Origin of the sequence: Streptomyces sp. URMC 127 (genome assembly GCF_051386535.1) — a bacterium.
In the GTDB taxonomy this organism is placed as follows: domain Bacteria; phylum Actinomycetota; class Actinomycetes; order Streptomycetales; family Streptomycetaceae; genus Streptomyces.
In genome coordinates this window covers 1-24,581 of record NZ_JBPQTW010000022.1, presented here as the reverse complement: position 1 = coordinate 24,581, position 24,581 = coordinate 1, and the positions used below count along the sequence as shown (strand labels likewise).

Sequence of the window (24,581 nt, the reverse complement as noted above, 5' to 3'; positions counted from 1 at the left end):
CCCGTGCGGCCGGCTGCGGCCGTCTCGCTGGTCGGTCGCCGGCCCGCTGCGGGCAGGGGTTTGGATGTTTATGCGGACCAAACCCTACTGGACGCTATTTGGGGCCGCGCGGGGAGGGTGCCCAACGCGCCGCGTCACTCCCCGAAGGGATGGAATCGACGGGTCCGGCCGCCGTCTGGGGGACCGTCAGACGGCTGCGCCGCAGGTCGGGAGGTACGCCCTGAGCGTCCTTGGGCCGACGCGTTAGTTTCTGGGTGTGCCCTACTTCGACGCCGCCTCCGCCGCCCCCCTGCACCCCGTCGCCCGCCAGGCGCTGCTGGCCGCCCTCGACGAGGGCTGGGCCGATCCCGCCCGCCTCTACCGCGAGGGCAGGCGGGCCCGGCTGCTGCTGGACGCCGCCCGCGAGGCCGCGGCGGAGGCCGTGGGCTGCCGCCCCGACGAGCTCGTCTTCACCCCTTCGGGTACCCGCGCGGTGCACGACGGCCTTGCCGGCGCCCTGGCCGGGCGCCGCCGCACCGGCCGCCACCTGGTGGTCTCGGCCGTCGAGCACTCCTGCGTCCTCGCCTCCGCCGCGGCCCTGGAGGCGGCCGGCGGCAGCTTCACCGAGGTGCCCGTCGACCGGGCGGGCCGCGTCGCGCCCGGCGCGTTCGCCGCGGCGCTGCGGCCCGACACGGCGCTGGCCGCCCTGCAGTCCGCCAACCACGAGGTGGGCACCGAGCAGCCGGTGGCCGAGGTGGCCGAGGAGTGCCGGGCCGCGGGGGTTCCGTTGCTGGTGGACGCGGCGCAGTCGCTCGCGTGGGGGCCGGTGGCGAGCGGCTGGTCGCTGCTCACGGCCAGCGCGCACAAGTGGGGCGGCCCCGCGGGCGTGGGCCTGCTGGCCGTCCGCAAGGGGACGCGGTTCGCCTTCCAGGGCCCCGCGGACGAGCGGGAGTCGGGCCGGGCGCCGGGCTTCCCCGACCTGCCCGCGGTCGTGGCGGCGGCCGCGTCGCTGCGGGCCGTGCGGCAGGAGGCGGCGGAGGAGGGCGCCCGGCTGCGGGCGCTGGTCGAGCGGATCCGCGAGCGGGTGCCCGCGCTCGTGCCGGACGTGGAGGTGGTGGGCGACCCGGTACGGCGGCTGCCGCACCTGGTCACCTTCTCGTGCCTGTACGTCGACGGCGAGACGCTGCTGCACGCCCTCGACCGGGCGGGCTTCTCCGTCTCCTCCGGCTCCTCGTGCACGTCGAGCACGCTGGCCCCGAGCCATGTGCTGCGGGCGATGGGCGTGCTGTCGGAGGGCAACGTGCGGGTGTCGCTGCCCGCGGGCACGGCGGAGGAGGACGTGGAGCGCTTCCTCGACGTGCTGCCGGGGGTGGTGGCGTCCGTGCGGCGGGAACTGGGCGCCCCTGCCGCGCCGGCCGCGCCGGAGCCGGTGTCCCGGACGGCGTCGGAGCTGGTGATCGACTCGCTGGGCAAGCGCTGCCCGGTCCCGGTGATCGAGCTGGCCCGGTCCATCGGCGACGTGCCGGTGGGCGGTCTGGTGACGGTGCTGTCCGACGACGAGGCCGCGCGCCTGGACATTCCCGCCTGGTGCGACATGCGGGAGCAGGAGTACGTGGGCGAGCGCCCGGCGGAGCGGGGGACGGCGTACGTGGTGCGGCGACGCGCGTGACCCCCGCCCCGGGCGGGGGCAGGGGTCAGCAGGCCCTGAACGGGCGGGCGGGGCCGGCGGCCGGGGTCAGGACAGGTGGACCTTGACCTCGGCGGCGGCCTCGTCGCCGTAGGCCTTGGTGAAGCGCTCCATGAAGTGGCCGCGGCGCAGCTCGTACTCCTGGGTGCCCAGGGTCTCGATGACCAGGGTGGCGAGCATGCAGCCCAGCTGGGCGGCGCGCTCCAGGGACAGCTCCCAGGTCAGGCCGGCGAGGAAGCCCGCGCGGAAGGCGTCGCCGACGCCCGTCGGGTCGACCTTGGCCTCCTCCTGGGCGCAGCCGACCTCGATGGCGGGCTCGCCGGCCCGCTCGATGCGCACGCCCTGCGCGCCGAGGGTGGTGATGCGGGTGCCGACCTTGGCCAGGATCTCGTCCCCGGACCAGCCGGTCTTGGACTCGATGAGGGCCTTCTCGTACTCGTTGGTGAAGAGGTACGTGGCGCCTTCGACGAGGACGCGGATGTCGTCGCCGTCCATGCGCGCCAGCTGCTGGGAGGGGTCGGCGGCGAAGGGGATGCCCCGGGAGCGGCACTCCTCGGTGTGGCGGATCATCGCCTCGGGGTCGTCGGCGCCGATGAGGACCAGGTCGAGGCCGCCGACGCGGTCGGCGACGGGCTGCAGCTCGATCTGGCGGGCCTCGCTCATCGCGCCGGTGTAGAAGGACGCGATCTGGTTGTGGTCGGTGTCCGTGGTGCAGACGAAGCGGGCGGTGTGCAGGACCTCGGAGATGCGGACCGAGTCGGTGTCCACGCCGTGCCGTTCCAGCCAGGCCCGGTACTCGGCGAAGTCCGCGCCGGCGGCGCCGACCAGGATGGGGCGCAGGCCGAGCAGGCCCATGCCGAAGCAGATGTTGGGGGCGACACCGCCGCGGCGGACGTCGAGTTCGTCGACGAGGAAGGAGAGCGAGACGGTGTGCAGCTGGTCCGCCACGAGCTGATCGGCGAAACGGCCGGGGAACGTCATCAGATGGTCAGTGGCGATGGAGCCGGTGACTGCGATACGCACGGCGGTTCTGCTCCTGCGGGGGCGAGGTGACGGGGATCAGGACGAGCCACACCACGCTACCGGGTCCGGAATTCGCACCTGCGTACAGTTTCGGCCATCGTCCAGGCAAAATTACCAAATAGTAGCCCTTTCCTCGTGCGTTGCGGGTGCATACGGTGCCGCTATGCCGAACTCTGTGAAGGACGTCACTTCTGCCGAGTACGAGCCCGAGTCGCTGGCGGAGCTGCGCGGGCTGTGCGCGCGGATGTCGCCGCACTGGACGGGGGCGCCGGGGCAGGGCCGGCCGGCCGCGGCCGTGCCGCCTTCGCTGATCAGGGGCGTTTCGGTCCCGGCGGGGTCGGCGCGGCTGATCGACGGAATGGACGGGATGGCGCCGTACGGCGACTGACGCACCGCTGCGGGCCCGGCCGCAGCCGGGTGGAACCGCTCGCTCCTCCGCTCCGTCCAAGCCGCGTCCCCTTCCCGGGGGATGCAGCGCTACGGACATCGGGCGGAGTGAAGGAGCAATGTGGTGAGCACCGAGGGCGGCAGCTCCGAAGGCAAGCGGCAGCGGAAGCGTTCACGGCTCGCGGTCGCCTCGGTGGCGGCGGCGGTGCTGCTGGCCGGTGGCGGCGGCGCGTACTGGGCCGCCACGTCATCGGGGGGCGACGGCGGCAAGGGCGGCGGCGCGCCGGGCGGCGAGGGCTCGCCGCCTCCGCTCGCGCTGGACGCCCCGGCCGCCGGGCCCACCGGGCCCTCGCAGGGCATCGCCGTGGGCGAGCCGGACCCGAACGGCGTGCGCTACCGCGCCGAGGGGAAGCTGCCCGAGGGGCCGCGCACGGCCGCGGTCCGGCTGCCGGAGGCCGAGGTGAGCCGCGAGCGGGTGGCCTCCCTCGCCGCGGCCCTGCACGTGTCCGGCACGCCGCAGCTGGAGGGCGACACCTGGCGCGTCGGCGGCCCGCCCGGGGCGGACGAGCCGGTGCTGCGGGTGGCCCGCAAGGGCCCCGGCAACTGGTCCTTCGCGCGCTTCGGCAACGCCGGCAAGGGGTGCGTGCACCCACCGGGCTCAGGGCCGCGCACGGACCCGGCCGCGGACTCGGCTCCGGCCGCGCCGCTCAGCTGCCCGCCGCAGGAGGGCCCGGCCCCGGACGGGCAGCCGCCCGTGCCGGAGGAGAAGGCGAAGAGCGCCGCCGCGCCCGTCCTGAAGGCGCTCGGCCAGGACGACTCCAAGATCGACGCCTCGGGCCTCTTCGGCGCGGTGCGGACGGTCAACGCCGATCCCGTCCTGGACGGCCTGCCGGTCTTCGGCTGGCGCACGACGCTGGAGGTCGGCTCGGACGCCCAGCTCGTCCGGGGCAGCGGCCAGCTGCAGGTGCCGCCGAAGGGCGCGGCGTATCCGCTCGTGACGGCCGAGGAGGCGCTGAAGGAGCTCAACAAGGGCAGCGGCACGGGCCGTCCCGCACTCGGCGGCTGCGCCTCTCCCGTCCCGCACGGCGGTGCGCAGGCCGACGGGGACGTGACGCGCGGCTTCGCGGTGCCCTGCCCGCCCAAGGCCCCGCCGCGTGAGCCCGCGGCCGTGACCGGCGCCGCACTGGGCCTGTCGGCGCAGTCGGTGGCCGGGCGGCAGGCACTGGTGCCGTCGTGGCTGTTCCAGGTGCGCCTGCCGGGCGCGGAGAAGGGCGCGACGGTGACCGTGGCGCAGACCGCGGTGGACCCCAGGTTCCTGGTGCGGCGCTCCCCCGCCCCGGACCGCTCCGAGGGCCCGGGCAAGGGCACGCCGAAGTCGTCGCCGGTGCACGTGGAGTCGTACAGCGTGGACGGGAAGAAGCTCGTCCTGCACTTCTGGGGCGGGGTGTGCCAGAGCTACGCGGCGTCCGCCGAGGAGTCGGCCGCGGCGGTGACGGTCAAGGTCACCGGGACGGAGAAGCAGCCGGGCCGGCAGTGCGTGCTGATGGCGAAGAAGCTCGACGAGACGGTGACGCTGGACGAGCCGCTGGGCGACCGGAAGGTCGTGGACGCGTCGACGGGCGAGCCCGTGGCCCAGCGGCAGGAGAAGTGATCGGGAGCGGTCCCGGACACCGCGAAGGCGGTGGCTCCCCGGCCGGGGAGCCACCGCCTTCGCGGTGCAGAAGCAGCGGCTTAGCTGAAGGAGTCACCGCAGGCGCAGGAACCCGTGGCGTTCGGGTTGTCGATCGTGAAGCCCTGCTTCTCGATGGTGTCGACGAAGTCGATGGAGGCGCCGCCCAGGTACGGGGCGCTCATGCGGTCCGTGACGACCTTGACGCCGTCGAAGTCCTTGACGACGTCACCGTCGAGCGAGCGCTCGTCGAAGAAGAGCTGGTACCGCAGACCGGAGCAGCCGCCGGGCTGGACGGCGACGCGCAGCGCGAGGTCGTCACGGCCTTCCTGCTCCAGCAGGCTCTTGACCTTGGCGGCGGCGGCGTCGGACAGGAGGATGCCGTCGCTCACAGTGGTCTTCTCGTCCTGAACGGACATCTGCTTCACTCCCGGGTTTGGTGCGGACTGCTTGCCCTCGGCTGCAACCGCCGGTCTCCCGGATTCATTCCGGGCCTGCTGCGGTGTTTTCCGCCTTTCATGCTCGCACACCCGGCGCCGGATCGGGAATGTGTCACATCGACGCGATCACCATCGTCAAACTGACGCGAAGCGGTTATGATAGATAGCGTCATTTTGACGACAAGGCCCTTCCCGGCCGTCCCGCAGAAACAGAAAGGGTGCGTGACGTGACCACCGCCCAGCCCCTGGACTTCCAGGCTCCCGCTCCTTCGCCGCTCGCGCTCCTGCTGCTGGGCCGCGAGGCCGACCCGAAGAGCGAGCGGGGCGTGGAGTGCCCCGGCGACCTGCCGGCGCCCTCCGACCCGGACCTGGTGGAGCGTGCCCGAGCGGCCAAGGCGAAGCTCGGGGACAAGGTCTTCGTGCTCGGCCACCACTACCAGCGCGACGAGGTCATCGAGTTCGCGGACGTGACCGGGGACTCCTTCAAGCTCGCGCGCGACGCGGCCGCCCGGCCGGACGCCGAGTACATCGTCTTCTGCGGCGTGCACTTCATGGCCGAGTCCGCGGACATCCTCACCACCGACGACCAGCAGGTCGTCCTGCCGGACCTCGCGGCCGGCTGCTCGATGGCCGACATGGCCACCGCCGAGCAGGTCGCCGAGTGCTGGGACGTGCTGACCGAGGCGGGCGTCGCCGAGGTGACCGTCCCCGTCTCGTACATGAACTCCTCGGCCGACATCAAGGCCTTCACCGGCAAGCACGGCGGCACGATCTGCACCTCCTCCAACGCCCAGCGCGCCCTGACCTGGGCCTTCGAGCAGGGCGAGAAGGTGCTCTTCCTGCCGGACCAGCACCTGGGCCGCAACACCGCCGTCCGCGACCTCGGCATGTCGCTGGAGGACTGCGTCGTCTACAACCCGCACAAGCCGAACGGCGGCCTGACCGCCGAGGAGCTGCGCGGCGCGAAGATGATCCTGTGGCGCGGGCACTGCTCCGTGCACGGCCGCTTCTCGCTCGACTCGGTCAACGACGTGCGCGAGCGCATCCCGGGCGTCAACGTCCTGGTGCACCCCGAGTGCAAGCACGAGGTCGTGGCCGCGGCCGACTACGTCGGCTCGACGGAGTACATCATCAAGACCCTGGAGGCCGCCCCGGCCGGCTCCAAGTGGGCCATCGGCACGGAGCTCAACCTCGTCCGGCGCCTGGCGAATCGATTCGCCGGTGAGGGCAAGGAGATCGTCTTCCTCGACAAGACGGTGTGCTTCTGCTCGACCATGAACCGGATCGACCTGCCGCACCTGGTGTGGGCGCTGGAGTCCCTCGCGGACGGCAAGGTCGTCAACCGGATCGAGGTCGACCCGGAGGTGGCGGCGTTCTCGAAGCTGGCGCTGGAGCGGATGCTGGCGCTGCCGTAGCAGTAGCCGTAGCCGTGCCGGGGCCCCGCGGGGCCCCGCCGGCGGCCGGCCCGTCCTCGGCCGGCCCGTCCTCGGCCAGCCGGTTTCCGGCTAGTCCGTTTTCGGCCGGACCAGGCCCGACTCGTACGCGATGACGACGAGCTGGGCCCGGTCCCGCGCCCCCAGCTTCGCCATCGCACGGTTGACGTGCGTCTTGACGGTCAGCGGGCTGACCTCCAGCCGCTCGCCGATCTCGTCGTTGGACAGCCCGCCCGCGACGTGCACGAGCACCTCCCGCTCCCGCCCCGTGAGCGCGTCCAGCCGGGCCGGCCGGCCGCCCTCCTGGCGCGCGGGCCCGTCCGGCTGCGCGAGGAACCGCGCGATGAGCCCCTTCGTCGCCGCGGGCGACAGCAGCGCCTCCCCCGCCCGCGCCACCCTGATCGCGGCCAGCAGCTCCTCGGGCTCCGCGCCCTTGCCGAGGAAGCCCGAGGCGCCCGCCCGCAGCGACTGCACCACGTACTCGTCGACCTCGAAGGTCGTCAGCATCACCACGCGCACGTCCGCGAGGGCCGGGTCCGAGCAGATGGCCCGGGTCGCGGCCAGGCCGTCCGTGCCGGGCATGCGGATGTCCATCAGGACCACGTCCGGGGCGTGCCGCCGGGCGAGCTCCACGGCCTCCGCGCCGTCGGCGGCCTCCCCCACGACGGTCATGTCCGGCTCCGAGTTCACCAGGACGCGGAACGCGCTGCGCAGCAGGGCCTGGTCGTCGGCGAGGAGGACCCGGATGACGGGGGCGGAGTGATCGGGGCTGTCGGGGCGATCGGGGCGATCAGGAACGGCCATGGGCCACAAGGGTACGGAGCGCTCAGCGCAGCGTGAGCGCCTGCCCCGCGACCACCAGCAGGACGTGCTCGCACTCCGCCGCGACCACCGTGTTCAGCCGGCCCAGCTCGTCGCGGAAGCGGCGGCCCGACGCCGTCGCGGGCACCACGCCCGAGCCCACCTCGTTGCTCACCAGCACCACCGTGCGCGGCGTGGCCCGGACGGCCGCGACCAGCTCCGCGACGCGCACGGCCAGGGCGTCCTTGCCGCCGTCGGCCCACGACTCGTCGTCCCACGCCCCGACGGAGTCCATCGCGTCGGTGAGCCACAGCGACAGGCAGTCCAGCAGCAGCGGCGGCCCGTCGGCGGTCAGCAGGGGTACGAGGTCGGTGGTCTCCGCCGTGCGCCACGTGCCCGGCCGGCGCTCGCGGTGCAGGGCCACCCGCGCCGCCCAGTCGGCGTCGCCCGGCCGGGTCCCGCCCGTGGCCACGTAGAGCACCTCGGGAAAGGACTCCAGCCGCCGCTCGGCCTCCACGGACTTGCCCGAGCGGGCGCCGCCCAGCACCAGGGTGCGCCGGGGCAGGTCCGGCACCGCGTGGTAGTCGCCGACGACGAGCGTGGTGCCGTCGGGCACGGCGCGGGCGCCCGCGGCCGCGAGCTGCCGGTGCAGTTCGCGGCCGGGCGGCACGTCGTGGTCGAGGTGGACGGCGATCACGTCCGTCGTGGCCGTGACGGCGCCCGCGGCGCGCAGCCGGGCGAGGGCGTCCGGCCGGCCGGTGACGTCGAGCAGCACCATGTTGTAGGGCGCCGCGGGGGCGGTGCCCTGGGCCGGGCCGTTGTTCAGGCCGGCGGGGGCCGCGCCCGGCGGGAGGTAGAGCAGGCGCTCGCCGTCCGCCGCCGTCACCTCGTACCCCGTGCCCGGGGCGTCCAGGGCGACCGCGCGGATCCGGTGGCCGCTGATCACGGCCAGCTCGCGGCCGTCCGGCACCCGGCCGGGCGCGGGCAGGCCCGCCGGGAACTCCACGGCGGGGCCGTCGTGCGGGTGCGAGAGCAGGACCTGCCGGACGCCGGCGATGGACCGGCCCGCGCGGGCGGCGGCGAACGCCGGCCCCGGGGTGAGGTCCAGCAGCAGCGCCCCGTCGACGAGGACCGCGGTCGCGGCCCGCGCCTCGTCGCCGACGGCGGTGGCACAGGAGGCGCAGGGGCAGTCGGGGCGCGGCAGCCCCTCGGGGGCTCCGGTGCCGAGCAGTGTCAGTTCCACGCACTGATCGTCTCGCGTCCCGGGGCCGCGGGCGCGCGGGGCTCACCCTTTCTCGCCTCCGGCGGCCCGTTAGGCTGCGCTGCGCAGGACGTATCCAGGACGTGGCACACGACTGACGGAGGCGGACATGGCGTGGATGTGGCGGTTCGAGAAGGCCGACGGGACGGAGACCTCCCCCGCGGTCGAGCCCGAGGAGTTCAGCACGCAGGGGGACGCCGAGTCGTGGGTCGGCGAGGTCTGGAAGGAGCTCCTGGACGGCGGCGCGGAGCGGGTGACGCTGTTCGAGGACGGCACGGAGATCTACACGATGAGCCTGCGCGCGGCGGCCGAGAGCTGAGTCCGCGGCGTCCCCGCCTGCCGTCCCCCGCGGGGGACGGCAGGCGGTGTCACATCTCGCCGAGCGTGACGGTCGTGCTGCGGGCGTCCCCGTTGCGGTTGTAGGACACGTCGGTTCTGTCGCCGGGCTTGAGGCCGGCGAGCGCCTCGGACAGCGACTGCATCGTGGTGATGTCGCTCTTGCCGACGCGGGTGATGACGTCCCCCGCCCGCAGCCCGGCCCGGTCCGCGGGCCCGTTCTGGTTGACCGCGACGACCTCGACGCCCGCCGGGGTGAAGTCGGGACCGATGATGGTGCGCGCGGTGATGCCCAGCGCGGCGCGGCCCGAGTCGGTGACGCGGCCGTTCTTGACGATCTGCCCGGCGATCGTGCGGACGGTCGCGGCGGGGATCGCGAAGCCGATGCCGGGCGCCGCGCCCTGGCCGAGCTCGGGGTCGGTGGCCGCCAGCGTGGGAATGCCGATGACCTGGCCCGCGAGGTTCACGAGCGCGCCGCCGCTGTTGCCCGGATTGATCGCGGCGGACGTCTGCACCATGTTCGCGATGGTGGCGCCCGTACCGCCGCCGCTGCGGCCCTCGCTGACCGTGCGGCCGACGGCCGAGACGATGCCCTGTGTGACGCTGCTGGACAGGCCGAGGGGATTGCCCATGGCCAGCACGATCTGGCCGACCTCGACCTTCGTGGAGTCTCCGAAGGTGGCGGGCTTGAGGGTCTTGGGAACGTCGTCCAGCCGGACGACGGCGAGGTCCTGCTCGGGGTAGCTGGAGACGAGCCGGGCGCCGACGGCTCCGCCGCCGGTGGCCAGGGTGACCTTGAAGGCCTGCGCGGAGCCGACGACGTGGGCGTTGGTGACGATGTCCCCCTTGTCGTCGTAGACGACGCCGGAGCCGAGGCTGTCGCCCGCGGTGATCTGGACGACGGAGGGCAGGACGTCCTTGACGACCTTCTCGTAGGCGGCCTGAAGGTCTCCGGCCGAACCGGGAACGGTGGGCGCGCCGGAAGCGGCGGACGCCTCCTTCTGCGCGGGGCGTGGGGAGGTGGGCGAGGTGGTGGAACAGCCGGCGGTCAGGGCCGCGGCACAGACGACGGCGGTCACGAGGAGCGCGACGCGGGCGCGTGAGCCATCCATGCTCGGAGTATTGCCGCTACGGCCCGGCCTGTCCCGGCCGTGCCTACGAATGGGTGGTACGGACCGGGTCCGCGCCGTCACGGGTGCGGTGACCGCAGGCCCGGCGGCCGGCTCGGCACCGCCGGTCACCTCCGGTGGGGGTGGCTCGCCGTGGCGGTGGAGGGATTGCCGCGGGCATCGCCCCGGCGGCGCCTGGCCGGCCGGCCGCAGGCCCGGCCTGCTCCGCACACGGCCGGCCAGGCCGAGGACGCCCGCGCCCCCACATCCGCCGCATCGGCGATCAACCCCTACGGCGAAGCCCGGCGGTGCCGGGCCGGCCCGTGCGGTGGCCACGGCCTGCGCGCGGACGCTCAGGTGGTTCGAAGGCCCCGGCCCTCGAACCCGCCGCCGCGGCGGCCCGCCCCCGCCGGAGGGGGCCGGCGGTGCCGGGCCGGCCGCACTCCGTACGTGCCGGAAGACCGGCGGCGGCGTTCAGCCGCGGACACCGCACAGGTGCAGCAACGCCGCCACCCCCCGGTACGGATCCGTCCGCCCCGCCCGTTCCTCCGCGCGGAGCAGGCGCTCCAGTTCCGCGCCGGCCGGGACGGGCCGGCCGTCCGTCGCCTGGTCGGTGAAGACCCGCACGCCGTACCAGCTGTGCAGCGGCGCGCCGATGCCGGCGAGCGTGGCGGTCAGCGTCTCCAGGCGGTCGGCGCGGACCTCCAGGCCGATCCGGTTCGTGTACGCGGGCGAGTCGAACGCGGCGAGCGCGGTGTCCCAGTCGCCGGCGAGGCCCGGCCGCATGGCCAGGGCGTCGGCGTTGCGCACCAGGAGGGAGAGCAGGCCGCCGGGGGCGAGCACCCGGGCGAGCCCGGCGAGCATCGGATCCGGCTCGGGCACGTACATCAGGACGCCGTGGCAGAGCACGATGTCGAAGGAGCCCGGGGTGAAGTGGACGCCGGTGTCCCGGCCGTCGCCCTCGATGAGCCGCACCCGCTCGCGGATGCCCTCCGGCTCGGCGGCCAGCGCCTCGCGCAGGACGCCGAGCATCACGGGGTCGGACTCCAGGCCCGTCACCTCGTGGCCGGCGCGGGCCAGCCGCAGCGCCTGCGTGCCCTGGCCGGGGCCGACGTCGAGGATGCGCAGCCGCCGGCCGACGGGATAGCGGGCGCTTATCTGTTCGTCGAGCTGGCGGCCCACCAGCTCCTGACGGACGGTGTTCCTTAAGCCTCCCAGCCCGCCCAGCCACCCCTCCGCGCCGGCGCCGAAGCCGGGCGCGAAGGCGCTCAGGGCTTCTCCCGCGGCTTCTCCCCGCGCTTGACCTGGGGCTTGGGCAGCCTCAGGCGGCGCATCTGCAGCGTGCGCATCAGGGCGTAGGCCACGGCGCCGCGGGTGTTCTCGTCCGGGAAGCGCTGCTTGAGGGCGCGCTTGAGGGAGATCCCGGTGACCAGGGAGTTGATCACGATCAGGGCGATCACGATCATCCACGCGAGCAGCACGTACGTCTGGAACCCGCCGCGGTTGACCATGCTCAGGATCAGGATGAGGACGGCGAGCGGCAGGAAGAACTCGGCGACCGAGTACCGCGCGTCCACGAAGTCGCGGGCGAAGCGCCGGACGGGGCCCTTGTCGCGGACGGGCAGGTAGCGCTCGTCGCCGTTGGCGAGGGCCTCGCGCTGCTTGGCGAGGTCGGCGCGGCGGGCCTCGCGGGCGCGCTTGGCCGCCTCCTTGCGGTTGGCCGGCGTGTGCGCCAGGGCGCGACGCTGCGAATTGGCCTCGCTGCGCTTGGGGGTCGGGCGGCCCTTGGGGGCCTGCGGGTGACGGGGCTGCTGGGGCTCGGCCGGGGTCGCCTTCGCGGCGGCGGCCTGCTCATCCTTGGAAGTGGAACGGCTTCGGAACACGAAACCCAAGGGTACGGGGTACGGGCAGGGGGGCGCGGTCCGTACGGGGGAACGATCCGGCAACGGCGGCCGTTCCCCTGGATGTTCCCCGGTTCTCCCCGGGAAGATCCCCGGGTGGGCGTCTACTCCCTGCGCCGGAGGGCGGCGGCCTCGTGATCGTCCTGGAGGAGGAGCGCATCCGCGCCCGAACAGTGCGGTAATGGAAGCAGGGCCCGTACTGTGGGGTCTGCAAGGTGTGCTGGAGCCGAAGTCCGTCAGAAGGGGGCGCGCGAGGCCCATGAGCGGTGTCATGAAGCGTATGGGAATGATTTTCCGCGCGAAGGCCAACAAGGCCCTGGACCGGGCCGAGGATCCGCGCGAGACCCTCGACTACTCCTACCAGAAGCAGCTGGAGCTGCTCCAGAAGGTGCGGCGCGGCGTCGCCGACGTGGCCACCTCCCGCAAGCGCCTGGAGCTGCAGCTCAACCAGCTCCAGGGCCAGTCCGCCAAGCTGGAGGACCAGGGCCGCAAGGCGCTCGCGCTCGGCCGCGAGGACCTGGCGCGCGAGGCGCTCTCCCGCCGCGCGGCGCTCCAGCAGCAGGTCAGCGACCTGGAGACGCAGCACCAGACCCTGCAGGGCGAGGAGGAGAAGCTCACCCTCGCGGCACAGCGCCTGCAGGCCAAGGTCGACGCCTTCCGTACGAAGAAGGAGACGATCAAGGCCACCTACACCGCCGCCCAGGCCCAGACGCGGATCGGCGAGGCCTTCTCCGGCATCTCCGAGGAGATGGGCGACGTCGGCATGGCCATCCAGCGCGCCGAGGACAAGACGGCGCAGCTGCAGGCCCGTGCCGGTGCGATCGACGAGCTGCTCGCCTCCGGCGCGCTCGACGACCCCACGGGCATGGCCAAGGACGACATCACCGCCGAGCTGGACCGTCTCTCCGGCGGCTCGGACGTGGAGCTGGAGCTGCAGCGGATGAAGGCCGAGCTGGCCGGCGGCAGCGCCCCCAAGCAGGCCATCGAGGGCGGCGCCGCCGGCAGCGGCCGGGCCGCCTCGCACGCCGAGCAGGAGCGGCCCCGCTTCGACAAGCAGTAAGTTCACCGCGTACCCGGGCACCGACCGAGGGAGAGACCGTCATGATCGTGCGGATCATGGGGGAAGGGCAGTGGAAGCTCGCCGACAGCCACTTCGTGGAGCTCAACAAGCTCGACGACGAGCTGCTCGAAGAGATGGAGGGCGGTGACGAGCCCGGCTTCCGGCGCACCCTTGAGGCGCTTCTCGAAGCCGTGCGCCGCATGGGCAGCCCGCTGCCCGACGACGCGCTCGAACCCTCCGAGCTGATCCTGCCCGCTCCCGACGCCACGCTCGACGAGGTCCGGCAGATGCTCAGCGACGACGGCCTCATCCCCGGCTGACCGGCTGACCGGCCGGGCCCGCTCCGCCCGGTTCCGGCACTCCAGCACCCGCCGCGCCCCCGTCCCCGTCCGGGACGGGGGCGCGGCCACGAGACGGGATCCCTCCCGATGAGCTCCCTCGCCGTCCCCGGCTTCGCCCGCCCGCACCGGTGGCTGCGGGCGCATCCGCTCGCCGCCGACGCCCTGCTGGCCGTCTTCGCCTACGCGGTCGTCGTGATCGGCTCGTACGCGGGCCGCGGCCGCGTCGCGCACGCCCCCGGGCCGGGTTTCCTGCTGCTCTGCGCGGTGGCCTGCGGGGCGCTGGCCGCGCGGCGGTCCTTCCCGCGCACGGTCCTCGGCGTGACGGCCGCGCTGACCCTGGCCGAGATCGTCGCGGACCGGGGCGGCCCGCCGCGCACGCAGATCGCGATGTCCGTGGTCGTGGCGCTCTACACGATCGCCTCGCGTACGGAGCGGTCGGCGGCGTGGCGCTTCGCCGTGGTCACGGTCGCGGTCCTCACCTGCGCCGTCATGGTCTTCGGGGTGCCGCCCTGGTACTCCCCCGAGAACCTCGGGCTCTTCACCTGGACCGCGCTGGCCGGGGCGCTGGGCGACGCCGTCCGCAGCCGGCGGGCCTACGTCGCGGCCATCGAGGAGCGGGCGGTGCGGGCGGAGCGGACGCGGGAGGAGGAGGCGCGGCGGCGGGTGGCGGAGGAGCGGCTGCGGATCGCGCGCGAGCTCCACGACGTGGTCGCGCACCACATCGCGCTGGTCAACGTCCAGGCCGGGGTCGCCTCGCACATCATGGACAGCCGCCCCGACCAGGCCAAGGAGGCGCTCGCGCACGTGCGGGAGGCCAGCCGCTCGGCGCTGTCGGAGCTGCGCGCGACGGTGGGGCTGCTGCGGCAGTACGGCGACCCCGAGGCGCCGACGGAGCCGGCGCCGGGGCTGGGCTCGCTCGGCCGGCTCGTCGACGGGTTCGCCCGGGCGGGGCTCACGGTCTCGGTCACCGGCGGGCCCGGCGGCGCGCTGCCGGCCGCGGTCGATCTGGCGGCCTACCGCGTGGTGCAGGAGGCCCTGACGAACGTGCACAAGCACGCGGGGCCGGTGGCGCGGGCGGAGGTCACCCTGGACCGGGGGCCCGACGCCCTGGTGGTGACCGTCCTGGACGACGGCGGAGGCTCCCCGCCGGCCGCGCCCCCGCCGGAGTCGGGCGGCCACGGACTCCTCGGCATGCGCGAACGCGTCACGGCCCTGGGCGGCGCCTGCGAGGCGGCTCCCCGCCGGGACGGCGCCCCGGGCTTCCGCGTCCACGCGGTACTTCCGCTAGGGGGCCGCCCATAGCAGGGCGGCACCCAGCGGCCCCCTCCGCCCGGACATGACCGGCGGTGCCGTACAACCACCGCCGAACGCCGCACGGCACCGCCGGGCACCCCGGCCGGCCGTGGCCGAACGGCCGTAACCCGTACGAGGCCGTTCCAGCCGCCCGCAGGGCGGGTAGGCTCCCGCGGATGAGCGGTCTGAATCTTGATGACTTCGCGACGCTGATCGAGCGCCCCGACCCGGGCGTGCGGCGGGACGCGGAGGAGCGGCGGGAGCGCCTCGGGCTGCGGCCCGGCGCGCTGGGGCGGCTGGACGAGCTGGCCGAGTGGCTCGCGGCCGCGCAGGGGGCGGTGCCCGTCCGCCCGGTGGAGCAGGTCACGGCCCTGGTGTTCGCGGGCGATCACGGCGTCGCGAAGCTGGAGGTGTCCGGCGGCCCGCAGGAGGGCGCCGCGGCGCTGGTGAAGAGGGCCCTCGCGGGTGAGAGCGCGGGCGCCGTCCTGGCCCGCCGCGCCGGCGCGCGCCTGCGCGTCGTCGACATGTCGGTCGACTGCGACCCGGCCGAGCTGCCCGAGGAGGTGACCCGGCACCGCGTCCGGCGCGGTTCCGGCCGCCTGGACATCGAGGACGCGCTGACGCCCGAGGAGGCGGAGGCGGCGTTCCGTACGGGGATGGCGATCGCCGACCAGGAGGCGGACTCGGGCACCGACCTGGTGGTCCTGGGCGACCTGAGCGTGGGCGGCACCACGGCGGCGGGCACGCTGATCGGCGCGCTGTGCGGCACGGACGCCTCGGTGGTGACCGGCCGCGGCGGCTTCGGCATCGACGACCTGGCGTGGATGCGCAAGTGCGCGGCGATCCGGGACGGCCTGCGCCGGGCCCGCCCGGTGCTGGGCGACCAGCTGGAGCTGCTGGCGGCGACGGGCGGCGCGGACCTGGCCGCGGCCACGGGCTTCCTGCTGCAGAGCGCGGTCCGCCGCACCCCGGTGATCCTCGACGGAGTCGTCTCCGCGGCGTGTGCCCTGGTCGCGCAGCGCGTGGCGTTCCGGGCGCCGGACTGGTGGCTGGCGGGCCAGGCCAGCGGCGACCCGGCGCAGGCGAAGGCGCTCGACCGGATGGCGCTCAACCCTTTGCTCGATCATGGCGTCACTGTGGGCGAAGGGACGGGGGCGCTGCTCGCCCTGCCACTGGTGCAGGCGGCCGCGGCCCTGGCGGCGGAACTTCCCGAGCGCGGCTGACCTCCGGGACGGCCGGGTACGGAAAGTGCGGAACATACGAAACCCGTCGCAGACAGTGCCCTGAACCGTCTTTCATGGGAGAAGTCCGCTTGACTCCGGATGAGGGCGCGCCGGGTGGCCGCAGGTCACGGCGCGCCGCCGCTTTCGCCGTGTGGTACCTGCGCGTCGTCACGTTCGTCAATCTGCTCAGTGCGGTGTGGGTGTCGTTCGGCGCGGACATCCGGCGTCACAACGACGACGAGTTCTTCACGCCGTACCTGCTGACGGCGGGCTTCGCGTCGGCGCTGTGGTCGTTCGTGATGGCCGTGACGCTGCGCCGGCGCAAGCGCGCTTCGTGGATTCTGAACCTGGTGCTGTCGGGGCTGTTCCTGCTGTTCATGGCGACGCTCATGTTCACCCCGGAGTTCAGCCGGCACGCGCCGAACTGGTTCTCGCTGGTGGCCACGGGCCTGTTCGTGGCCGCGCTGCTGGCGGGCCGCAAGGAGTTCTACGCCAAGGGCGACCGGTCGAACCCGAAGCTGGCGGCGATCGTCGCGGTGGGCGGCCTGCTGGTCGCCTCGCTGACGGCGGCGCTGCTGGTGCGGGCGGCGAACGACGCGCCGGACGAGTACCGGGCGACGTTCTTCGACCGCTGGCACTACGGCTTCATGCGGCTGATCTCGCTGCAGGTCGACGAGAGCGCCTATCCGGGCCTCAGCGTGCCCGGCTGGGTCGACGTCACGATCAACGTGATGAGCACGGCCCTGCTGCTGCTCGTGGTGTACGCGGCCTTCCGGGCCCGGCGCGCCACCGACCCGCTCACCGCCGGTGACGAGGAGCGGCTGCGCGCCCTGCTCGACCGGCACGGGGACCGCGACTCGCTGGGCTACTTCGCGCTGCGCCGCGAGAAGAGCGTGATCTGGTCGCCCAGCGGCAAGGCGGCGGTCACGTACCGCGTGGTGGGCGGTGTCTCGCTGGCCTCGGGCGATCCGATCGGCGACCCCGAGGCCTGGCCGGGGGCGATCGAGCCGTGGCTGGCGGAGGCCCGCGAGCACGGCTGGATCCCGGCGGTGATGGGCGCAAGCGAGGAGGGCGGCACGATCTACGCGCGCCACGGCCTGGACGCCTTGGAGCTCGGCGACGAGGCCATCGTGGACACCGCGGAGTTCACCCTCGAAGGCCGCGCCATGCGCACGGTCCGGCAGGCGTACAACCGCGTCAAGCGGGCCGGCTACACCGTACGGATCCGCCGCCACGAGGACATCCCGGACGAGGAGATGGCGCAGCTGCTGCGGCGCGCCGACGACTGGCGCGACGGGGCGACCGAGCGCGGCTTCTCGATGGCGCTGGGCCGGCTGGGCGACGCGCTCGACGGGCGCTGCGTGATGCTGGAGTGCCACGACGGCGAGGGCGAGCTGCGGGCGCTGCTGAGCTTCGTGCCGTGGGGCCCGAAGGGCCTGTCGCTGGATCTGATGCGGCGCGACCGGGACTCCGAGAACGGCCTGATGGAGTTCATGGTCATCGAGCTGCTGCAGCAGGCGCCGGGCCTGGGCATCACCCAGGTGTCGCTGAACTTCGCGATGTTCCGGTCGGTCTTCGAGCGCGGTTCCCGGCTGGGCGCGGGCCCGGTGCTGCGGGCGTGGCGCTCGCTGCTGAGCTTCTTCTCCCGGTGGTGGCAGATCGAGTCGCTCTACCGAGCAAATGCGAAGTACCGCCCCATCTGGGAACCTCGGTTCATGCTGTTCGAGAAGAGCAGCGATCTGCTGCGGATCGGCATCGCGAGCGCACGCGCCGAGGGCTTCCTGGAGGCCCCCGGCCTGCCCAAGTGGCTCAACCGCAAGCACCTGGAGAGCAGGCGATGAACTGCGCGGCGCTGCGTCGCGCCGCGCACACCGAGTGGGGACCGCTCTTCGGGACCGTCCGGACGGCACTCGCGCGCAAGAAGCTCCGGGCGATCCCGATGACGCTGGCCGCCGTCGTCCTCACGGCCGTCTTCCAGATCGTGCAGAACCAGTCGTGGGGCTTCCAGCCGGTGCAGCGGGTCGGCTCCGTGCAGGCGCAGCTGCCCTGGTGGATCGCCCTGCTGCGGACGCCGCTGTCGCTGTTCGTCCCCGCGCTGGACCTGCCCGTGTGGGGCGCGCTGGCGCAGGTCCTGCTCGTCTTCGGCATCGCGGAGATCTGCCTGGGCAAGTGGCGCACGCTGGCCATCTCGTACGTGGCCACGCTCGCCGGGACGATGTACGCGCGGCTGGCGATCCACATCGGGCCGGACTCGGTGTTCGGGTTGCCGGCCGAGGCCGCGAAGGTCGTCGACACCGGCCCGTCGGCGGCCGTCGTGGGGCTGGCGGTCTTCGTCTCCTGGCGCTACCGGGCCTGGTTCACCTGCGCGGCGGCCGTCCTGGCGATGGTGGTGGAAGTGCTGGTCAAGCCGAATCTGGCGGGCAAGGAGCACATCGCGGCCGTGGCCGCGGTGCTGGCGCTGTGCGCGGTGGACGAGGCGCGGCGAAGACGCCGCGAGGACCGCGCGGACGGGGGCGTTCCGCCGTGTGCCCGCGGCCACGGGCGCGGCCGGGGCAGGGGTCAGCGGTCCGGGGCGCCCGCCAGCAGGTCGTGAACCCTGTTGCGGACGGCCTCCCAGCGCGCGTCGTGCCGGTAGGCGCGCACACGGGCCCGGCGGCGGGCCCGGGGGCGCTTGCGGTAGAAGCGGCGCGCCCACGGTGAGCCGGGGCGGGCCAGGCGGACCGCGCCGACGAGGGCCACGAAGGGAACCACCGCGCCGATCAGGGCGATCCGCGGTTTTCCCTTGGCCAGGGCGAACAGCGCGATGAGGAAGTTGACGAGGACGTTGACGACGACGAGGCCGCGGTCGTGCAGCTCCTGCGGGGTCAGCTCGTTCACCCCGAACGGCAGGAAACCGGCCAGCACGAGGCCCACGAGGGCCGCCGTCAGCACGACGATCTCGACGCTCTTGCGGCCCTGCTCGGTCCAGTAGACGTCGTCCAGGTGCAGGACGAGCGCGAACTCGTCGAGGACGAGGCCCGCGCCCGTGCCGAACAGGACGGCCGCCACCATCGCCCCGAAGCCGTGCCGCCCCGAGGCGACGGCGCCGAAGCCGCCGATCACCGTGAGCACGACGCCCGGCACGACGTGGTGGACGTGCAGCCCGCCCGGGCTGATGTTGCGGAAGGGGCCGCGGCCCGCGCGGATCAGGCGGGTGATGACCCGGGTGACGAGGAAGGTCAGGACGAACGCGGCCAGGGCGAGCAGCAGGGGCAGCTTGCCCGGTTCGACGATGTTGCGGCTCAACCACTGGCCCATGACGCTCCACGACGCTCGCACTCGCTCCGGATCGGCCCCTCACCGGCAACCTACTGCCCGTGACCGGCCGGATAGTGTGCCCGCGATGACCGACACGACACCCGCGCCCGCCACCGCCGGCGACGCCCTGCGCTTCGCCTTCGGCACGCTCACCGTGCTGCCCGTCCGCCTCACCCGCTGGGACCGCGCGGCGGCGCGCGGCGGCATGCTCGCGGCGCCGCTGGCCGGCCTGGCGGTGGGCGCGGCCTCCGCCGCGGCGGGAGCGGTCCTGCTCGCCCTGGGCTCGGGCCCCCTGCTGGCGGCGGTGGCGGCGGTCGCCGTCCCGGCGGTCCTCACGCGCGGCCTGCACCTGGACGGGCTTGCGGACGTCGCGGACGGGCTGGGCAGCGGGAAGCCGGCGGACGACGCCCTGCGCGTCATGAAGCAGTCCGACATCGGGCCGTTCGGCGTCGTCACGCTCCTGCTCGTGCTGCTGGCGCAGGTCGCGGCGCTCTCCGGGGCGTACGGGGCGTCGCCGCTGCGGGGGGCGCTCGCCGCGCTCACGGCGGCCGTGACGGCCCGCTGCGCGCTGACGCTCGCCTGCCGCCCGTCCGTCCCGGCGGCCCGGCCGGAGGGGCTGGGGGCGGCCGTGGCGGGCGCGGTGACGCCTCGCGGCGCGCTGGCGACCACGGTGGCGGTGCTGGCGTGCTGCGCGGCGTGGGGCGCGTTCCTGGGCCCGTACGGCCCGCTGCGCACGGCCGCGGCGGCGCTGGCGGCCCTGCTGTGCGCGGAGCTCCTCCTGCGGCGGTGCGTACGTCGTTTCGGCGGCGTAACGGGCGACGTCTTCGGCGCTCTCGCGGAAACGACGACGACGGCGGCCCTGATAACCCTGACGCTGAGCTGACGCGGGCACGGCACCGCCGAGCAACCCGGCGGGGGCCGAGCGCGGTTGCGGCGGGGCCGATGGATGCGGCTATTGCCGCCTCCCCACCGGCGCGGTGGAACACATTCGGGGGACCGCAACCTCCCCACCGCCGCAACGGCGAGAACCCGCCACGACCGTACCGGCGGTGCCGGACCCGCCTGAGGCAGCAACGGCACCGCCGAAATCCACCACGGTGGCTGATCACCGCCACGGCGGAGGCAATGCGCCGGCACCGCACCCGGGCCCGGAACCGCCGCCGCGGCGGACGGGCAGGCCGGGCCCACCCCGGGCGGAGCCCGGACCGGCGGGCCGCCCCGCCCCGGGCGGCGAAAGTCGGTGCATCGTGAACGACACCGCCAAAGCCACCCGGCAAGGTCACCGCATACGATGCCCGGGGTGCGGCCGGCCCACCCGCTCGGCCGAGGAAACTCAACGGAAGTAGGGACCCCACCACCGTGTCTGCTCTGACTCTCAGCACTTCCAGTGCGGCGACGCTGCGCGCGGACGCCATCGTCGTCGGCGTGGCCAAGGGCCCGAAGGGCCCCGTCGTCGCCCCCGGCGCCGAAGCCGTGGACAAGGCGTTCGACGGCAAGCTGGCCGGCATCCTGGAGACCCTCGGCGCCACCGGCGGCGAGGGGGAGACGACCAAGCTCCCCGCCCCCTCCGGGCTGAAGGCCCCGGTCGTGCTGGCGGTCGGCCTGGGCGACGCCCCGGCGAAGGACGACGCCTTCGGCCACGAGGCCCTGCGCCGCGCCGCGGGCACCGCGGCCCGTGCCCTGACCGGCACCAAGAAGGCCGGGTTCGCCCTGCCCGTCGAGGACGCCGAGGCGGCCGCCGCCGTGGCGGAGGGCGCCCTGCTCGGCGCGTACTCCTTCCGCCCGGAGGGCAACGGCTCCGCCAAGAAGGACGACAAGGCCGCGAAGAGCGCCCCGCTCGCCGAGGTCGCCCTGCTCGGCGCCAAGCCGCGCGACAAGGCGTTCAAGGCCGCCGCCGACCGCGCCGTCGCCGTGGCGGCGGAGGTCAACCGCGCCCGCGACCTGGTCAACATGCCGCCGAACGAGCTCGACCCGAAGACGTTCGCCGCCGCGGCCCAGACCGCCGCCAAGGAGTTCGGCCTGAAGGTCGAGGTGCTGGACGAGAAGGCGCTGCTCAAGGGCGGCTACGGCGGCATCATGGGCGTCGGCCGCGGCTCGGACGCCCCGCCGCGCCTGGTGCGGATCGCCTACACCCACCCGAAGGCGGAGAAGACCCTCGCGTTCGTCGGCAAGGGCATCACGTACGACTCGGGCGGCATCTCCCTGAAGCCGGCCGGCCACAACGAGACCATGAAGTGCGACATGGCCGGCGCCGCCGCCGTGTTCGCCGCGGTCGTGGCCGCCTCCCGGCTGGGCCTGCGGGTCAACGTGACGGGCTGGCTGGCCCTCGCGGAGAACATGCCGTCCGGCTCGGCCACCCGCCCGGGCGACGTCCTGAAGATGTACGGCGGCAAGACCGTCGAGGTGCTGAACACGGACGCCGAGGGCCGCCTGGTCCTGGGCGACGCCCTGGCCCGCGCCTCGGAGGAGAACCCGGACGCGATCGTCGACGTCGCCACCCTGACGGGCGCCATGGTGCTCGCGCTGGGCAACCGCACCTTCGGGATCATGGCCAACGACGACGCGTTCCGCACCTCGCTGTACGAGATCGCCGAGGAGACCGGCGAGCAGGCGTGGCCGATGCCGCTCCCCGCCGAGCTGCGCAAGGCCATGGACTCCCCGGTCGCCGACTTCGCCAACATGGGCGAGCGGATGGGCGGCGGCCTGCTCGCGGGCATCTTCCTGAAGGAGTTCGTGGGCGAGGGCATCACGTGGGCCCACCTGGACATCGCGGGCCCGGCCTACCACGAGAGCGCCCCGTTCGGCTACACCCCCAAGGGCGGCACCGGCTCCGCGGTCCGCACGCTGGTCCGGCTGGCGGAGCGCACCGCCGACGGCGACCTCGGCTGAGCCTCGCGCGAAGCGCGCACGCGCTCCGGGGTCGCGCCGGGCTCGCACGGCACGCACGACGGCCTGCCCGGCCGCCCGGCTCCGCGGCTTTTGCCCGGGGCCGGGCGGATTCCGTTCGCCCGTAACGAAAACCCCGGCCCGTACGCACGAGTAACCCCCGAAGGTGACGCAACAGTCGCCTCTGAGACCGGCCCGGCGTCCCGCCGTCCGTCAACAAATGCGAAGATGTTGTCTCGGCAGGACAGGGCCCCCTTAATCACAGGGCCGAAGAAACGCGGCCGAACGACAGCCGCCGCCCGGTCATCGGTGACCGGATCCGGCGTATCCATGCATGGAGGACGTGACGTGGCGAACGACGCCAGCACCGTTTTCGACCTAGTGATCCTCGGAGGCGGTAGCGGCGGTTACGCCGCTGCCCTGCGCGGAGCGCAGCTGGGTCTCGACGTCGCCCTGATCGAGAAGGACAAGCTCGGCGGCACCTGCCTGCACCGCGGCTGCATCCCCACCAAGGCTCTGCTGCACGCCGGCGAGGTCGCCGACCAGGCTCGCGAGAGCGAGCAGTTCGGTGTCAAGGCCACCTTCGAGGGCATCGACATCGCGGGCGTCCACAAGTACAAGGACGACGTGATCTCGGGCCTGTACAAGGGCCTGCAGGGCCTGGTCGCCTCGCGCAAGGTCACCTACATCACCGGTGAGGGCCGCCTGTCCTCCCCCACGTCCGTCGATGTGGGCGGCCAGCGCGTCACCGGCCGCCACGTCCTCCTGGCGACCGGCTCCGTGCCGAAGTCGCTGCCGGGCCTGGAGATCGACGGCAACCGCATCATCTCCTCGGACCACGCCCTGACCCTGGACCGCGTGCCGAAGTCCGCGATCATCCTGGGCGGCGGCGTCATCGGCGTCGAGTTCGCCTCCGCGTGGAAGTCCTTCGGCACCGACGTCACCATCGTCGAGGGCCTGAAGCACCTCGTCCCGGTCGAGGACGAGAACAGCTCCAAGCTGCTGGAGCGCGCCTTCCGCAAGCGCGGCATCAAGTTCAACCTCGGCACCTTCTTCCAGAAGGCGGAGTACACCGCCGACGGCGTCAAGGTCACCCTTGCGGACGGCAAGGAGTTCGAGGCCGAGGTGCTGCTGGTCGCCATCGGCCGCGGCCCGGTCTCCCAGGGCCTGGGCTACGAGGAGCAGGGCGTCGCGATGGACCGCGGCTACGTCCTGGTCGACGAGTACATGCGCACCAACGTGCCGACCATCTCGGCCGTCGGTGACCTCGTCCCGACCCTCCAGCTCGCGCACGTCGGCTTCGCAGAGGGCATCCTGGTTGCGGAGCGGCTGGCCGGTCTCAACCCCGTGCCGGTCGACTACGACGGCGTGCCGCGCGTCACGTACTGCCACCCCGAGGTCGCTTCGGTCGGCATCACCGAGGCGAAGGCCAAGGAGCTGTACGGCGCCGACAAGGTCGTCGCTCTGAAGTACAACCTCGCGGGCAACGGCAAGAGCAAGATCCTGAAGACCGCGGGCGAGATCAAGCTCGTCCAGGTCAAGGACGGTGCCGTGGTCGGCGTCCACATGGTCGGCGACCGCATGGGTGAGCAGGTCGGCGAAGCCCAGCTGATCTACAACTGGGAGGCGCTGCCGGCCGAGGTCGCGCAGCTCATCCACGCGCACCCGACGCAGAACGAGGCTCTGGGCGAGGCTCACCTGGCCCTGGCCGGCAAGCCGCTGCACTCGCACGACTAAGTCCCGAGCGCACCACATCCGCACTATTCGTAAGGAGCAACCGCAACCATGGCGGTTTCCGTAACCCTGCCGGCGCTCGGCGAGAGCGTGTCCGAGGGCACCGTCACCCGCTGGCTCAAGGCCGAGGGTGAGCGAGTGGAGGCCGACGAGCCGCTGCTCGAGGTCTCCACCGACAAGGTCGACACCGAGATCCCGGCCCCCGCGTCCGGCATCCTCGCCTCCATCAAGGTGGCCGAGGACGAGACGGTCGAGGTCGGCGCCGAGCTCGCGATCATCGACGACGGCACCGGCGCCCCCGCTGCCGCCCCGGCTCCGGCCGCTGCCGAGGCTCCGGCCCCGGCCGCCGAGGCCCCCGCCGCTCCGGCCGCCGCCGAGGCTCCGGCCGAGGCCGCTCCGGCCGCCGAGGCCGCCCCCGCCGCCGCTCCGGCCGGTGACGCCCAGGGCACCGACGTCGTCCTGCCCGCGCTGGGCGAGTCGGTCACCGAGGGCACCGTCACCCGCTGGCTGAAGGAGGTCGGCGAGACGGTCGAGGCCGACGAGCCGCTGCTCGAGGTCTCCACCGACAAGGTCGACACCGAGATCCCGGCCCCGGCCTCCGGCGTGCTGCTGCAGATCGTGGTCGGCGAGGACGAGGTCGCCGAGGTCGGCGCCAAGCTGGCCGTGATCGGCGCCGCGGGTGCGGCTCCGGCCGCTGCCGCTCCGGCCGCCCCGGCTGCCC

General features: G+C 73.9%; 23 protein-coding genes. 15 read left to right on the top strand and 8 right to left on the bottom strand.

Features of this window, described 5'->3' with window-relative positions:
* The first annotated feature begins 256 nt into the window (after positions 1-256).
* A complete protein-coding gene (locus ACSNOH_RS08060) occupies positions 257-1,648 on the top strand; it encodes a cysteine desulfurase/sulfurtransferase TusA family protein (RefSeq protein ID WP_436720524.1) in 1,392 nt (463 codons plus the stop codon).
* Positions 1,649-1,714: 66 nt separating this feature from the next.
* Here ACSNOH_RS08060 and ACSNOH_RS08055 read toward each other — a convergent pair whose 3' ends face one another.
* On the bottom strand, positions 1,715-2,689 hold the full coding sequence (locus ACSNOH_RS08055; protein ID WP_436720523.1) for a carbohydrate kinase family protein: 975 nt from the start codon (positions 2,687-2,689) through the stop codon (positions 1,715-1,717).
* A 163-nt stretch (positions 2,690-2,852) separates the two neighbouring features.
* Here ACSNOH_RS08055 and ACSNOH_RS08050 point away from each other — a divergent pair, with 163 nt between their 5' ends.
* Both ACSNOH_RS08050 and ACSNOH_RS08045 read left to right on the top strand, forming a co-directional pair.
* Positions 2,853-3,077: a hypothetical protein gene (locus ACSNOH_RS08050; RefSeq protein WP_436720522.1), complete on the top strand. Its 225-nt coding sequence runs from the start codon at positions 2,853-2,855 to the stop codon at positions 3,075-3,077.
* A 123-nt stretch (positions 3,078-3,200) separates the two neighbouring features.
* Positions 3,201-4,727: a hypothetical protein gene (locus tag ACSNOH_RS08045; protein WP_436720521.1), complete on the top strand. Its 1,527-nt coding sequence runs from the start codon at positions 3,201-3,203 to the stop codon at positions 4,725-4,727.
* Between the two features lie 80 nt (positions 4,728-4,807).
* On the opposite strand, the gene erpA is transcribed toward ACSNOH_RS08045, so the two are convergent.
* Positions 4,808-5,164: an iron-sulfur cluster insertion protein ErpA gene (erpA, locus tag ACSNOH_RS08040; protein ID WP_004946545.1), complete on the bottom strand. Its 357-nt coding sequence runs from the start codon at positions 5,162-5,164 to the stop codon at positions 4,808-4,810.
* Positions 5,165-5,412: 248 nt separating this feature from the next.
* On the opposite strand from erpA, the gene nadA reads away from it, so the two are divergent.
* Entirely contained in the window at positions 5,413-6,600 is a 1,188-nt protein-coding gene (gene nadA, locus ACSNOH_RS08035; protein WP_436720520.1) for a quinolinate synthase NadA, read from the top strand.
* Between the two features lie 90 nt (positions 6,601-6,690).
* Here nadA and ACSNOH_RS08030 read toward each other — a convergent pair whose 3' ends face one another.
* Together ACSNOH_RS08030 and ACSNOH_RS08025 are read right to left on the bottom strand one after the other, a co-directional pair.
* The gene (locus ACSNOH_RS08030) at positions 6,691-7,422 is read right to left on the bottom strand and encodes a response regulator (protein ID WP_436720519.1); all 732 of its coding nucleotides are present in this window, start codon (positions 7,420-7,422) and stop codon (positions 6,691-6,693) included.
* 22 nt (positions 7,423-7,444) lie between these two features.
* The gene (locus ACSNOH_RS08025) at positions 7,445-8,662 is read right to left on the bottom strand and encodes a bifunctional adenosylcobinamide kinase/adenosylcobinamide-phosphate guanylyltransferase (RefSeq protein ID WP_436720518.1); all 1,218 of its coding nucleotides are present in this window, start codon (positions 8,660-8,662) and stop codon (positions 7,445-7,447) included.
* Positions 8,663-8,789: 127 nt separating this feature from the next.
* Here ACSNOH_RS08025 and ACSNOH_RS08020 point away from each other — a divergent pair, with 127 nt between their 5' ends.
* Entirely contained in the window at positions 8,790-8,999 is a 210-nt protein-coding gene (locus ACSNOH_RS08020) for a hypothetical protein (RefSeq protein ID WP_436720517.1), read from the top strand.
* Positions 9,000-9,048: 49 nt separating this feature from the next.
* On the opposite strand, the gene ACSNOH_RS08015 is transcribed toward ACSNOH_RS08020, so the two are convergent.
* The 3 genes from ACSNOH_RS08015 to ACSNOH_RS08005 form a co-directional block, all read right to left on the bottom strand.
* Positions 9,049-10,128 (bottom strand): S1C family serine protease, encoded by a 1,080-nt coding sequence (locus ACSNOH_RS08015; protein ID WP_436720516.1) that lies wholly within the window; start codon positions 10,126-10,128, stop codon positions 9,049-9,051.
* A 471-nt stretch (positions 10,129-10,599) separates the two neighbouring features.
* Positions 10,600-11,307, bottom strand: coding sequence for a class I SAM-dependent methyltransferase (locus tag ACSNOH_RS08010; RefSeq protein WP_436720515.1), 708 nt, complete (start codon positions 11,305-11,307; stop codon positions 10,600-10,602).
* Between the two features lie 86 nt (positions 11,308-11,393).
* A complete protein-coding gene (locus ACSNOH_RS08005) occupies positions 11,394-12,008 on the bottom strand; it encodes a DUF3043 domain-containing protein (RefSeq protein ID WP_436720514.1) in 615 nt (204 codons plus the stop codon).
* Between the two features lie 277 nt (positions 12,009-12,285).
* Here ACSNOH_RS08005 and ACSNOH_RS08000 point away from each other — a divergent pair, with 277 nt between their 5' ends.
* The 6 genes from ACSNOH_RS08000 (at position 12,286) to ACSNOH_RS07975 (ending at position 18,536) form a co-directional block, all read left to right on the top strand.
* Complete coding sequence (locus ACSNOH_RS08000; protein ID WP_436720513.1) at positions 12,286-13,086, top strand: PspA/IM30 family protein; 801 nt, start codon at positions 12,286-12,288, stop codon at positions 13,084-13,086.
* Between the two features lie 41 nt (positions 13,087-13,127).
* Positions 13,128-13,406 (top strand): PspA-associated protein PspAA, encoded by a 279-nt coding sequence (gene pspAA, locus ACSNOH_RS07995; protein WP_436720512.1) that lies wholly within the window; start codon positions 13,128-13,130, stop codon positions 13,404-13,406.
* 108 nt (positions 13,407-13,514) lie between these two features.
* Positions 13,515-14,729 carry a sensor histidine kinase gene (locus ACSNOH_RS07990; RefSeq protein WP_436720511.1) on the top strand — a complete coding sequence of 405 codons (1,215 nt, stop codon included), beginning with the start codon at positions 13,515-13,517 and terminating at the stop codon, positions 14,727-14,729.
* Between the two features lie 167 nt (positions 14,730-14,896).
* A complete protein-coding gene (locus ACSNOH_RS07985; protein WP_436720510.1) occupies positions 14,897-15,943 on the top strand; it encodes a nicotinate-nucleotide--dimethylbenzimidazole phosphoribosyltransferase in 1,047 nt (348 codons plus the stop codon).
* Positions 15,944-16,017: 74 nt separating this feature from the next.
* Positions 16,018-17,784, top strand: a complete 1,767-nt coding sequence (locus ACSNOH_RS07980) for a phosphatidylglycerol lysyltransferase domain-containing protein (protein ID WP_436720509.1) — start codon at positions 16,018-16,020, stop codon at positions 17,782-17,784.
* Positions 17,781-18,536, top strand: a complete 756-nt coding sequence (locus tag ACSNOH_RS07975) for a hypothetical protein (RefSeq protein ID WP_436720508.1) — start codon at positions 17,781-17,783, stop codon at positions 18,534-18,536. Before ACSNOH_RS07980 ends, ACSNOH_RS07975 begins: the two co-directional genes overlap by 4 nt.
* Here ACSNOH_RS07975 and ACSNOH_RS07970 read toward each other — a convergent pair.
* Positions 18,503-19,240, bottom strand: a complete 738-nt coding sequence (locus ACSNOH_RS07970) for a hypothetical protein (RefSeq protein ID WP_436720507.1) — start codon at positions 19,238-19,240, stop codon at positions 18,503-18,505. The genes ACSNOH_RS07975 and ACSNOH_RS07970 overlap by 34 nt on opposite strands.
* A gap of 85 nt (positions 19,241-19,325) precedes the next feature.
* Between ACSNOH_RS07970 and ACSNOH_RS07965 the strand changes: the two genes are divergently transcribed.
* The 4 genes from ACSNOH_RS07965 to ACSNOH_RS07950 form a co-directional block, all read left to right on the top strand.
* Positions 19,326-20,123, top strand: coding sequence for an adenosylcobinamide-GDP ribazoletransferase (locus tag ACSNOH_RS07965; protein WP_436720506.1), 798 nt, complete (start codon positions 19,326-19,328; stop codon positions 20,121-20,123).
* Positions 20,124-20,599: 476 nt separating this feature from the next.
* On the top strand, positions 20,600-22,129 hold the full coding sequence (locus ACSNOH_RS07960) for a leucyl aminopeptidase (protein WP_436720505.1): 1,530 nt from the start codon (positions 20,600-20,602) through the stop codon (positions 22,127-22,129).
* 345 nt (positions 22,130-22,474) lie between these two features.
* Entirely contained in the window at positions 22,475-23,863 is a 1,389-nt protein-coding gene (lpdA, locus tag ACSNOH_RS07955; RefSeq protein ID WP_436720504.1) for a dihydrolipoyl dehydrogenase, read from the top strand.
* A 48-nt stretch (positions 23,864-23,911) separates the two neighbouring features.
* On the top strand, positions 23,912-24,581 hold a 670-nt coding region (locus tag ACSNOH_RS07950), incomplete at its 3' end, for a biotin/lipoyl-containing protein (protein ID WP_436720503.1).